This window comes from Pseudoalteromonas sp. OOF1S-7 (assembly GCF_022347765.1).
Lineage (GTDB): Bacteria > Pseudomonadota > Gammaproteobacteria > Enterobacterales > Alteromonadaceae > Pseudoalteromonas.
Genome location: NZ_JAKRFZ010000012.1, coordinates 32,752 through 45,958 on the forward strand (window position 1 = coordinate 32,752; position 13,207 = coordinate 45,958).

The window sequence follows — 13,207 nt, forward strand, 5'->3', positions numbered from 1 at the left end:
AATTATGAAAACACTATTACCTACGTCCACAGCGGGCAGTTTACCTAAACCCTCATGGCTGGCACAACCAGAGGTACTCTGGTCACCCTGGAAGCTAACAGAGCAGGCCCTCGTTGATGGGATACAAGATGCATTGCGTGTGTCATTGCAGGAACAACAGCAGGCTGGCATAGACATTGTCAGCGATGGCGAGCAAACCCGTCAGCATTTTGTAACAACCTTTATTGAGCACCTGGATGGTGTGGATTTTGAAAACCGTAAAACGGTTAAAATTCGCGACCGTTACGATGCCAGCGTACCAACCGTGGTGGGGCCAATCAGCCGTCAGAAACCGGTATTTGTTGAGGATGCCAGGTTTTTGCGTCAGCAAACCACACAACCGATAAAATGGGCCCTGCCTGGTCCAATGACGATGGTGGATACCTTGTACGACGACCATTACAAGAGTCGTGAAAAGCTGGCCTGGGAGTTCGCTAAGGTATTGAATCAGGAAGCCAAAGAGCTGGAAGCGGCCGGGGTTGATATTATTCAGTTTGATGAACCGGCGTTTAATGTGTTCTTTGATGAGGTGAATGACTGGGGCATTGCCTGCCTGGAGCGTGCCATTGAAGGTTTGAAGTGCGAAACGGCCGTACACATTTGCTATGGCTACGGCATTAAAGCCAATACCGACTGGAAAAAAACGCTGGGATCAGAGTGGCGTCAGTACGAGGAAGTGTTCCCTAAGCTGCAAAAGTCGAACATAGATATTATCTCGCTGGAGTGCCACAACTCGCGGGTGCCGGTTGAGTTATTGTCGCTGGTACGAGGTAAAAAAGTCATGGTCGGGGCCATTGATGTGGCGACGGATACCATAGAAACGCCGGAAGAAGTCGCTGCAACGCTCAGAGAAGCCCTCAGATATGTGGATGCCGATAAACTTTACCCCTGCACTAACTGTGGTATGGCACCGCTTGCCCGTGAGGTAGCCCGGGGCAAACTGAATGCGCTCAGTGCCGGGGCTGAGATAGTGCGCAAGGAGCTGGCCGAATAAATTTGGCAGGTGTCAGTCTTTGTGTTGGGGGAGATGCTGACTGTCCCCCAACACATCAGTTTGTCAGCGAGCGTGATTACCTATCTTGGTGCGCCTTCAAGTTGAGCGCAGTCACAGCATCAGGTTTTAACTCGGCGTTTCCGTCAACAGCAAGTGCAACCAGAGCACCTTTTGATGAATCCAGATCAGAAAGTGGCCAAAGCTTTAGTGCTGCTCTTTGAAACTGCATGAACGGACTGTCCAGTAAATAACCTAATGCGGCATCAGAGAGCCACTTTGCGTAGATTGGGGCCCAGTCCGAATTACAGAAGGATTCAAATAACGCGGCAATCTGACCTGCCTCGGTAAGGTTGGCACTTTCAGACTCCAACCCAATGGTCAGGTATGTCATTGCCCAGTCAGTGGTAACTTTGTTGACCTGATCCGGATGAACCCTGAGTAATGCTTCAATAAACCGGGTTGCCTCCTCATCTTCACAGATGCCTATCTCCATAGGGTTGTTATATAAAATGAACCATGGTGGAGTGTCCCAGGGAACTAATAAAGCCCAAATGAGGAGTGAACTGGAAAAGTGAACACTGTCTACCGTGCGGTCTTCAATAAATTCTTTTAAAGATTCGAAATGTACTAAATGCACAGGGTCACCAGTCAGTGCAGCACATTCTGAAGCCGTTTGTTTGAGCCACTGATAGCATCGCAAATAATAAGACAGATCTGACAACGAGGCTGCTTCAAGCTGCCTTATCGCTTTAAGGGCGGCATCAACAGGTGCAGGTAGGGTGTGACGCTCAAAGAGCTCTTCGACAGATTGCAATGCCTTGAGCGCATCTTTCATTTCTGTAAAATACACTGGATCCCAAGCAAACGGAGGCCAGCGCTCAATGGGCGTATTTAAATGCGGATGGTTGACAAACAGTGCCACTAACGCGTTTTTCAAATCAAGTAACTTCTCATCAAAGCCTGTGGGAGAATTGGGCGCCATGGAGAGCTCTGAGGGCAAGCGGTTCAACAGCTCGATTGTCTCTGCTCGAGCCAGTTCAATATCATTAACCTGGGATTGCTCAAAAAAATCATCCAGAATTCGGTAAGTTTCAAACTCGTCGCAGTCACCGGGTATAGTGGTTTGCTCGGCTAGCTGAGTTGCCTCAGACAACAATGTGCTTGCCAGCTTGTTGAGCAAATGGAACTTTTGGTTGAGGGTATATGTCGATGAAGCTTGAATGATCTGACCTGCACGCCAGTACGTGTAGGGGGTTTGTGACTGGGGCATAGTATTGCCATATTCATCCTGCTGGGCGACCAACACACCTTGGTTATCGACAAAATCTTCAGTCAGGCACTGAGCCAAACTATAACCCAGTTGAGACACCACGCCAAACTCACTGAATGTTTGTTCTCGGTACCAGTGATTCAGGCCCGCGCAAGGTTGTGCGAGTAAAGCAATCTCAGTAAAGGCAGCCAGGTCGCTACTGGAACGAGAGCTGGCCAGCCGCTGAAGAAACATTTTCAGGGCTTGTTTATCCTGCAGCAGTGTGGCGGCAACCCGTCTGGAGTGTGACCATAAATTCCCCGCTTTGCCAAATCGGCTATAAAACTGTATCCACAGAAACATCACATGTTCAGCGCGCCGAGCGCCAAGATGGAGCATGATATTGAGCAACTGCTCATTGATATGTGTTTCTGGTGCACCGTGGTAAATCGTGGCGCTGAGCAAAGCCTGGCGCAGATCGTCCAGTTTTTCGGTATCTGGCAGGTTTGATGGTAATTGTGCCAGTACGCCTAGTACGACTTCTGGCTCAAATAAGGGGCTGGGCTCGGCTAAACCGGCGATGTATTCGCCCCTTGTGATAAACTCAGTCATCTCACCGCGCACCGCCAGGGCATATAGAATGTGGGCATATCGCTCAGGTCCCAGTTCGATCTCCTGGATGGAGACAAAAATTTTACTACCCAGTTTAAGTAAGTCCCGGGATGAGCAAACTTCCAGAACGTGAGGCAAATACAGGTCCATCATGTGATAGTCGAACCGGTTTAGTGAGCGGTGGCTGTCCAGGCGCGCGTCGTCATGTTGATCAATAAATGGGTCGATGTATCTTAAAAGAAACTGCAACGCAGTGTCGTCTAATCCCAGCGTTAGCATCAGCTTCATGGCTGCCTTGCCCGTCTCCATGTCACCTTGTTCATGCCACATGGTATCTTCTACCAGCGTTAACAAATACCCACTCAGAAACGTTTTGGCAGATAGACCTATATAGTCTGGGTAATGGCGAATAAAAGTGAGTGTTCCTGTGACCAGACGGCTGTTTGGAGCTCGGCAAAACTCGAGCAACTTAGCTTCAAGGCTGTGCCCTGTATGGTGATAGTGATTTGCCCATTCTACGCTAGGTAATTGATTCGCTAATGAATACTTGAGTAAATTTTCTATCTGCTTTACCGAGAAGCCTGCTTGTGATTGTTTATCTAACAAATAGTTGCTGATTTCTGACGATTCGAAATCGGGCTCTATGGCGAGCGGACCATCTTCAATGGCTGTTACAAGAGAGTCATGCACCAGCTCCCAGGCTCTTTTTTCGACAATGTACACCACGAGTCGCTTATCGACTAAAGTATTCAGTACGGCTTGCGCTTTTTCGGGCTCGGGAAACAGAGTTTCTAATTGAGACTCAGTGATTTGCTGCCGGTGTCTATGCAAAGTGAGCTGCTTGAGAACAGATATGACTAAACTGTGTTGCAGGTGGGCGGGCAGTACGCTGAGTGCGTCGGCCACGAAGTTAGAAATCACATTCTCCTGGCTCAGGCTTTGAGTCCTCACCTGATTGCCTTCCAGGTGGCCTTCAATTCGGGCTTTTTCAGCACTTTCAAATTGAGCAAAACCATATAACTGTAGCGCTGGTAAGTAAGGTGTGTCTGCTTTGCTGGCATAGTTAACCAGTTCGAGAGCCAGATTTTTGTCCAGATCATAACCTTGTAGCGCAAAATGATGGACCAGTATTTTTGTGGCATCTTGCTGCGTTAAAGGCGTCAATTCAAGGCTTTCTGTAAACAGCCCAGGGTGAAGATGCTTGTACGGATATAGATCGGCAATTCTGTCCCGGCGCATAACAAATAAACAATAGAGATTTGGGTTACGTTGCTGTTCTAGTTTCAGCGTTTGCGTCAAAAAGTGCTTTTGTTTTGCTTGCGCAGAGCTGTGGTCAAAAAAGCGCTCAAACTGGTCCAGAACAATAAGAGCGGGTTTGTGGCGGTCCAGTTTGCTGGTGATCCGTTGCCATTGTTCGGGCAAATCATCAGCAACGGTTTCTATAAATACTTGCCTGTCGTCTTTTTTCCAACCTGGCAGTAACGCGGCATTGACGAAACTAGATTTGCCGCAGCCTGAGTCACCAAACAGTAATACTGAGTGATATGCTTCCAGCTTGCGCAGGCATTCTGCCAGAAATACGTCTCTGCCAATGAATTTATTGCAGTCTTCTTCTCGGTAGGGCTCCAGCCTTTTGAATGGGTTAGCTCTGCGATTGATCTCTAAGTTTTGCAAAGAGATTTGCTCCACTGGGATCCCTCCTAAAATCCCCAGCAAGATAGGGATCCTTTGGTGTGCTGCAAAGCCACAGCCGTCCTTGATCAAAATAGGTTGTACGCCCTCTCTTTGGCAGAGCTGTGCCTGGTGCTCATCTAGGTGCAGTGCGATGACTTTTTTACCGTCATTGCGCTCATCGAGCCAATTGGTCAGTAAATTGAAGTCGGGTTCATCCGCGGTAAACCCAATGGTCATAACGCTGTTATCCTGAAATAAGCGCTTAAGCTTGTGTTCAAACTCTTTATCCTGATGCAATATTCGGTCGTAGTCGTTGTCACTAAATACCAGTGTATGGGGGTGTTCGAGCGTGCCGTGGATCTTGAGTAAAGTTAAAACGTCTGAGCGTGCATACCCGAGGTCTTCCGGTAGTGAAAAACATAAATGTTGCAGGCGTTGTTGTCGGCAACTTTCTTCGACCAGACGATCGACATTCACCGTGATCAGGTATTTTAAGTTGAGCCGGGGGATTAACCTGTGAATGGGTGACAGGGGTTTATTCCAGTCATCCAGTAACTCCATCAGTAGTCTTCTGAGCTCATATTGGCTGTGCTGTGCTTCATAAACACTACACAGCGCTCTGAGACAGGTTGCATCACTGCCCGTTCTCTTTTGAAATTCTTCGACCATTTCAGCACCAGAGCGCATGCCGCTGGGGATGGAAACGCCGGCCCCGAGAAAAAATGTTGCAGCTTTGTTTTGAAGTGCCTCAGAAAACCGTGTGCATGCCTCAATTTCCGCAGCAGAAAAGTCAGCAAAGTGCTGTTGTAATTGTTCCCTACAATGTTCCATCATGCGCTCCTGAAAGTAACTTGACTATCTGCCTGTAAAGTAGCAGTCAATGCTGGTACACAGTACTGACTACAATAAGGCATAGCTTGATACTTTAAGAAAACACCTTTGTGTCTCAGGCGCAAGAGCCCTGGGGAGATAAAAATATAAGGGTCATAGCCGTGTTACAGTCGAAACACTGAGCGCAAAGTTGGCTTCTCTGGTTACTATCTAAAACACTTAACAGAGATTTGGCCTTTCTGGTTAGTCAATACAGTCGTTTTTATTTGATGTCGATTATGATTTACGGTAACAGTATAAGACGATGAGCGCACTGATCTTGCGCTAAAGCAGTGTCGTATCATTGTGTAATTGAATTTTAAGGAGTCAGAATGCGCCTATTCTCTGCAAGTCGGGTCTTTATGATAATGACATGTGTGTTGCTATCGGGGTCGCTTGGGGCAGAGCAAAACATTGAGCCTCAGGCACCATTTAGCTGGTCGACCGGGCCCGACTTGCCTATTGCACTGCAGGAGATTTATCCAGCGGTCTTTAACAAGCGCATTTTTGTGGGAGGCGGTTTTACGCCTTCTGATCTCCCGTCGTTTTCTGACTTAGGTCCCACCACTGACGTGTTTTTACTTCATCCGGCGCACGCGCGCTGGACCAAAGCACCCACTTTACCCGCTGCCCGCCATCATCTGGGTATGGTAAGCAACCAACACTTCCTTTATGCCATTGGCGGCTTTACAGGAGCCAGAGACAATGCCTGGCAAATTCAAAGCTCGGTATTCAGGCTCGATGGCAATATGCAGGCCTGGCGCAACGCGCCGTCTTTGCCCATACCGCTTGCCGAGTCTGTGTATGCCAGCGTGGGCAAAAACATTCATGTGATTGGTGGAAAAACGACCAGTCGGGGCAGCGGTAAAAATATTGATACCGACGCACACTATGTGCTGGTTAACAATGCCTACTGGCGTAAGGTTAAGTCTGCGAGTGTAGCGCGCAATTCGGCCGCCAGCGCGGTGATTGGCCATAAAATTTTTGTGATTGGCGGGCGTACCAGCGGCAAAGAAGGGGTTAACCTCAGTCATGCGGAGGTCTATAACACCAAAACGGATAGCTGGTCACCGATTGCGCCTTTACCCGTTGCGTCGGCCGGGCTGTCGGCCAGTGTGCTGGATGGCAAAATCATTGTGTCGGGTGGTGAGGTATTCGGCCCTAACGGGGACTGGCAGGCAGGTAAAGCCCTTGATCACGTATGGGCATATGATCCGCAAACGGATCTGTGGCAGGCGCTACCCAACTTGCCTCAACCGCGCCATGGTCATGGTTCAGTGTCGTTTAACGAACAGCTCCATATTATCGGCGGTGCGGCTAAGGTGGGGCCGCAGGAAACCTTGTCGTCGACCATGACGTTGTCACTGCATGAAAGTGAATAGCGAAAAAGCGCCTGAGGGCGCTTTTTTTTAAATAGGCATGTTAAACCAATTAAGCTAAACCAATTAAGGTAAACAACTGGCCTTGGTGAAAAAGTACCTCACTTCGTAATCTTCACAGGTGGTGTAACTGCTGTTTCCGCCATTGCTGGAGTTCCAGCAGGCAAAGCCTGAGCTGTTGTTAACCAGATTTTGCCCGGTCAGGCTTGAGTCCAGCTTGCTGCCTTTGACTCGTGCAACCACCCCTGCAACATCGCTGGTGCTGCAACTGACACCGATATTACCCACAGACTGATGGGCGCTGAATAACTCGTTATCACCGCTGGCCGGATCATCGCGGTCAAGCCAGCCGGTGGCATAGAGTCCGCCGTTAACCTGTGAACTGGCGATGCGATAAACACCCAGTGCGTTAAGTTCTTTATTATCGGTGCCATGAAAGGCAAACAGTTGCTGGCTGGCGCTGGCCGAGTAGGTTGTACAGCTGCCAGACGAAGTACCACCTTTGATTGAACTGCCATTGCTGGAAGTCAGCTTCAGGTAGTACACCGTATCATAGCCATATTTGCCATCGTCTTTACAGATCTGCAGGCTTTTTAGGTGCTCGCCCTTGCTGCTATCAAAGGTCAGTTTATCACCCCAGCTACCGCCGCTGCCGCCGTAGGTAACGCATATTTCTGATGTGCCTACACTGGCATGAGACAGGCTCTGTTTGGTCTCGTAACAGGCCTGAAAGCCATCCACCCGATTGTTTGAGCGAACCCGCACTGAGCTGAGGTTAAAGGTGCCGCCCACCAGCGCTTTGCGCTTTAATAAAGCAATATCATTGAAAGTGTCGCCTTTATTGGTCGAGCCCACCGCAGTGTTTTTCACATACTGCCAGTCGATATGCTCAGCCGCGTTAGACAGCCAGAAATCATCGAACGCCCTGTAATAATTCACCCAGTGGTGCTCTGAGCTGGTGCCAATGGTGTTTTGCAGTTGCACATGCTCATAGGCATTGAATGGCATCGCAAAGGCATAGCTGCCGCCGAGGCTCTGACAGTTCGCAAACCCCATCTCCCAGCTGCCCTTGCTGGTGGTCAGCTTCCAGTTTCGGTTATCATCTACACAGGCATGATACTGATAGGTAGAGCAGGCTTTGTCGACAATAGCGGCATCGTTTTCGAGGCTGGCACAGTCGCCTGAACCATTGGGCCGGTTCGATTTCCACGACCAGATAAAGTCTTCAATCTGGACCTCATTGGCACCATAGCCGCTGGCAGCACTGGTGTTGTTGGCTTCGACCAGCGCCAGTTCAAGAATTTGCGCGCCTTTGTTGGCCCATTTGCTGATCACATTGCTGCCGGTTTTACTGGAACTGGGACCATCCGGGTTGAGCTGCGTTGCGCCATCAATGATCACCGTCATATTGTTGGCCAGATAGTGTGCGGTCTGATCGCCGTTCACACACTCATTGCTGCCGTTCTGGCAAAATGGTTGATTGCTTTGCAGGTTGCCACTGGCATCGAAGGCATCGACGCCGATAAACACGGTATTCCAGAATTTAGAGTAGCTGCCACTGCTGTGATAGGAACACAGGTTACTGTGATCTCTGGGCGTTTGCACTACGGCAACCAGCTGCTTACCCGCCGCCAGAATGTCGCGCTTGATGAGGTGCGACACCGGCAAAGACGCACAACTCTTATCGGCATAGCCCCAGTCTGAGGGCATCAGCAAATAATCGCCGATGTCTTTTTCCAGGCGCTCACCAATCTTGTTGTGCCAGTTTCTATGGTCGTTATGCTTGTACGATTCGATTTTCAGTAACACCACCTCGTCCGGGTTGTCTTTCAGAAAGTCTTTAATGTCGTCTAACCCTTCCGACAGTTTTGCGTGAAAGCTTGAACAAATGGCTTTATTTTCCAGCGAGTTGTGGCACAGCATAGGGGTAGAATCAAAGGTGCCTTCCGGGTAAATATCAAACTCCATCACCCGTATGCCACGTTTAAGCAGGCTTTTGGGGGAGTAGTATTGATTTACATCGGTATACGTACCTTTACTCCAGGCATGTGAGGCATAGGCATTGTGCGCCCCGGCCCACAGGGTTTTAGAAAAAGGCGCCAAGTTATCTATCTGTCCCTGCAAGTCCAGACGGGTGACCTTCTCATCGTCGGTATCTATTGCGGCATGTACCACAAAGGGTACACCGGATACCGCGACAGTGCCTGCCAGCAGCAACGCCAGTGTGTTGTTTGGTTTCATGGTAAAAATCCTCTCCTTTTAGTGTGAAGCTGGTCCTTAAACAGGGATGGTTTATACCCCTGTACGAGCAACCGCGGAAAATATAGACGTGAAAAGTGCAAAAATTGTGAGGTTAAGAGTTTTAACTCTAGCGGGGTGAATTTCAGTTTAACCAGTCTCTGGTTGATACTAAAAAGTGCTTGCGAACTGGGAACTGGCAACCTACGGCGCTGCGCTTGTGCGCAGGCATTTAACATAGTTGGCAGGTTTCTGTCAGGTTTACAGATGGGGATCTTTGCAAAGTTGTAATAGAACTGTGCGGCGCTGTTGTATAATTTTAAGCGGTCAGCTGTCAAATCATGCCCGCTGGGGTCACACAGGATCACACGCTGTTGCGGAGCTTATACCAATTCCACTGAATACTTGTGTCATTTGATGCCTTAGCAAAGCCATCAAAAAGCCAGCAGTCGCGACATCTTGGGTTGAAAAGTTCCCAACTATTACCTTTACTTAAATATCGCGCTGCAGGAAACCTTGCATTAATGTAGATAGGGAAGTTCGAATGAGACACGTCTGTACAAAATTATCCGCCTTGTTTTTATGTATTAATCTCATTGGCTGCGGGCTAACCCCCCGGGAAGCAGGGGTTGTGGGGGCAATCGCTGGGGCCGGTGGCACTTACTTATCTACCCACACTGTGACGGGTGAAGTTTACCAAGTCTATTACCTGGGGGTTTTTGACCCCATCAATCAAATATCGCCAACATTCTACAGAATAACAGTTAGGGGCCAGTCTAACCTGCTCAGTGACATGAAGTTTGCTTCGGGTTGGGTCCCGGCAGAAGCCATTGATACATTGACCAGTAAAGTTGAAATGACGAACCAGGGGTTGAGTACAGACGCGAATGGGGGTGTGCAAGTTACCAGCCCCAGACGCAAGTTTGTATTAATGGGCCCGGAAGGGGTCAGAGAGGGACCCGAAAATCATCGTCTTGTCATTGTGATGGGGTCTACACCTCATAATTTCTTTTCTGCCATTGATAGTGCAATGGGAGAACTACTCAGTTTTGAACAAACCAAAGCCAATGATCCGATTAATCGTCGGCTGATGGAAGAGCTATTATCCATAGCACAGGAAAGGCAAGTGCTGGAAAGCTTTTGCCGTAACGGCAAAGATTTATGCTGAGGGAGAAAGATGATGAAGATGAATAAATTACCGCTACTTCTATCGATTACAGCCCTAGCTTCTGGGTGTTCAACCTTATTAATCGAAGTGGATGTTTATAATGGCCCGTTAAATAGCCAGGCGCCAGAGCGCCTGGACCAGGTTGCTGCAATGGTGACCGCCGCAAGGCCTATGCTCGGGTATATCAGGGATACCTATAACTGTGATGCTGAAACAGACAATGATAAGTCAGAGGCGTGTAGGCAGATAAACCCGATAGAAGTTGATCGTTACCGAACATACCCGGGAAGTGCTTACTACCTCAAGAATGAGGGAAATATAACTTACTATCTTGCGAACGAAATACTGCGTATGTATACCAACGAGCAAAGTGCAGCTCAGCACTTTATAAGCAACTATCGGCAGTTGCTCAGAAAGCTCGAATATCAAGAGGACATTTATACCAAGTTTATATCAAATGAAGCGCAGGATAAGAAGTTTATAGAAGATAATTTTGGCTCGTTTGACGGTAAGTCAACTGAAGTCAATGCAATTAAATCATTTATAGCTCCCTCAATTCAGACGGAGACAGGGTTGGTATCGGTTTTTTGTAAATCTGATTCTGATACTGGTTTGTCGGTGTCGTGCGATGAAAATGAAGAGTCTAAATTATTGGTCGCTTTGCAAGACGAGTCGAAAAATCTTGAGAAGATCTTAAAAGAAAAAGCGAAGGATCCTCAAGTTAAGGATTTAGACAAAAAAATAGACCATATTACAGGCAGGGTTAAGGAGCTCAGCGGGTATTTCGATAGTGCATGGTTAGCTGCCAATGAAAGTGTGATTGCCGCTGCGAAAACAGCGGACTCGTTAGAGCAGTTAACAAAGTCAACTGATGTGTTTGATACACTTCAATTGACACAGCGGGATTTAGATGGGTTACAAGAGGTCTTGTTGTCAGTAATAGAAAATAACACGGATCTGAAAAAGTTGCAGAAGTTAGGGCCGCCGGAGTGCCAAGCTGGATTGAAAATAGAGAGCGATAAAGAGCGCGATATGGGGCATTTGGTTCACTGTATCCTTTCAACACATAAAAAATTAAACCAAGAGGGAGGCAAAAAAGCCGACCTGGGTAAGCGGTTTGCGAAGGCGCCGGACGTAACAGCAGTAGACAGAGGTTTGAAGGGGAGAAAACTGGACCATGTAAAAAGCTATAAACTTACTGGGTTGGGGGGAGATACCGGCAAAGGTCTGGAAGAGGTTATTTATAGATATAAAGAGCTGTATTACCTGGGGTGTTATGAAAGCGGTGACGCTGAGAAGCTAAGTTGTAAATCCCGTAAAGATGTAAAACGTGAATTTCAGTCCGACTTAAAAAGCTTTTCAGAGAAAATACTCTTTTTAGCAAATAACCTTGTTTTACTTCACGGCAATGCAAATATGGATAATGAAAGCGACATTGATGAAAGCGAGGCAGGTGAAAATACGACGGGGGAGCAGCGCATTAAGAAGTTTATTGCCGTGCTTCAGGCGATAGGTAATTCCACCAAAGTTTTGGCGAATGATATTGAGAGGCAAAGCCAATTTACAGAGCGCAACAATGGTGTCAATGCAAAGTTACTGAAAAATGCAATCGCCAACACCATTAAATCGGAGCTTTCAGTAGCCAATGTCACCGACGATTTGGCGGTTTGGCTAGACAGTGAACAAGCAAGCTGTCCTGATAGTGATAAAAGTCGCTGTGATGTATTGAAAGGACTGAAGACAACATTAAAAGACAAGTGTCCAGATAAAGAGTCTGGTGATGCTGAGCTATCAGTTGATCAGAGAGTTAATAATGCTGTTGAGTGTATTAAGAACAACCACACTGTTTCGACAGGTGAAGCTTCTGAGTTGCGCGAGGGGATCTTGGAGAAATATAAAACACAGCTGCGAGAAGCAACCTCAAAACTTAATCTACCTAGTTTTGACGAAAATAGCGATGAGCTTAATACTGAACAAGTCTGGGATAGCTTAATGTATCACCTGGCCGTGGAGAGAGTGCTGGCGGATAAGCGCGGCGACAAAGAGAAAGTTAAAAAGCTCAATAAAGCACTGGAAACAGCCCGGTATTTTCGCTCAGAGAACTCATTCCTGCGGGCGACCTCAGATGCGATCAGGATGACAATGAGACCAACAACCTTATTGAATAACTCTGAGCTTATACAAAAAAAGAGGTTTTTAAACAGAAGCCTTGTTCAGTCAACAAATGCCATTTTGCAAAAACTAGACAACCAGAACTGGCACAATATAAACCGTGTGGCTGTTAAAGGCGGTGGGGATGTCAATTATGTAGTAGCTAAAGATGACATAGGAAACTGGTACATTAAGCAGTATTCCGAACAAAAGAAAGAAATGATTGAGTCAATTAAAAGCATTGCCCTGTTTAATATTAAAAAATCAAATATCTCTAAGTTGGCGAATTACGTACCAAGCGGAGTGAGTGAGGACGCAGCACAATCTACAAGCGAAAAAGTATACATATCCTTTTTGAATCAGCATACCCTGCCACTGAGGAATGAACTGGAGAAGCAAAAGGAGTTTTTAGCTGGCTTAAAGAGTTTTAATGACAGTGCGGAACAGAAATTTATAGGCTTAGAAGAAGCTCAGAAGAAAACAGAGCAGATATTAGAAGACACGAAAGAGCTTAAAAGTGGTGGCAGAAGCAAAATTGCAGGTGGGGTGCTAGACAATATTTATTTACTGACAAGGTTCAGAGAAGGGCTCGGTGACTGCACTAACAATAAACAGCAATGTATATCAACTAAACAGCAAATAGAAGGCCAGGTTAAAAACAGTGTTACGGTGATGCGCCAGCATACATTGCAAGTTGAACCCTTTGTACTCGCGTTTATCGGGGCTGTGCAGGATTAACTTGAGGGTATTTATTTGGGGCTGAGCCCAATCAACCCCACCATTGTTCAGGACGCGTGCCAGCTTGGATCTTCGAATGCTGTGCTGTTGGACAT

The 13,207-nt window shown here is 47.4% G+C and carries 6 protein-coding genes; 4 read left to right on the forward strand and 2 right to left on the reverse strand.

Features of this window, described 5'->3' with window-relative positions:
• Positions 1-4 precede the first annotated feature (4 nt).
• A complete protein-coding gene (locus tag MHN33_RS16555; protein ID WP_239399462.1) occupies positions 5-1,033 on the forward strand; it encodes a methionine synthase in 1,029 nt (342 codons plus the stop codon).
• Positions 1,034-1,109: 76 nt separating this feature from the next.
• On the opposite strand, the gene MHN33_RS16560 is transcribed toward MHN33_RS16555, so the two are convergent.
• Entirely contained in the window at positions 1,110-5,399 is a 4,290-nt protein-coding gene (locus MHN33_RS16560) for an SIR2 family protein (RefSeq protein ID WP_239399464.1), read from the reverse strand.
• Positions 5,400-5,770: 371 nt separating this feature from the next.
• Here MHN33_RS16560 and MHN33_RS16565 point away from each other — a divergent pair, with 371 nt between their 5' ends.
• A complete protein-coding gene (locus tag MHN33_RS16565; RefSeq protein ID WP_239399466.1) occupies positions 5,771-6,820 on the forward strand; it encodes a kelch repeat-containing protein in 1,050 nt (349 codons plus the stop codon).
• Positions 6,821-6,883: 63 nt separating this feature from the next.
• Here the strand turns inward: MHN33_RS16565 and MHN33_RS16570 are convergent, their stop codons facing one another.
• Entirely contained in the window at positions 6,884-9,058 is a 2,175-nt protein-coding gene (locus tag MHN33_RS16570) for a phosphatidylinositol-specific phospholipase C domain-containing protein (protein ID WP_239399468.1), read from the reverse strand.
• 541 nt (positions 9,059-9,599) lie between these two features.
• Between MHN33_RS16570 and MHN33_RS16575 the strand changes: the two genes are divergently transcribed.
• Entirely contained in the window at positions 9,600-10,223 is a 624-nt protein-coding gene (locus MHN33_RS16575; protein WP_239399470.1) for a hypothetical protein, read from the forward strand.
• A 9-nt stretch (positions 10,224-10,232) separates the two neighbouring features.
• Positions 10,233-13,112: a hypothetical protein gene (locus MHN33_RS16580; protein WP_239399472.1), complete on the forward strand. Its 2,880-nt coding sequence runs from the start codon at positions 10,233-10,235 to the stop codon at positions 13,110-13,112.
• Positions 13,113-13,207 lie beyond the last annotated feature (95 nt).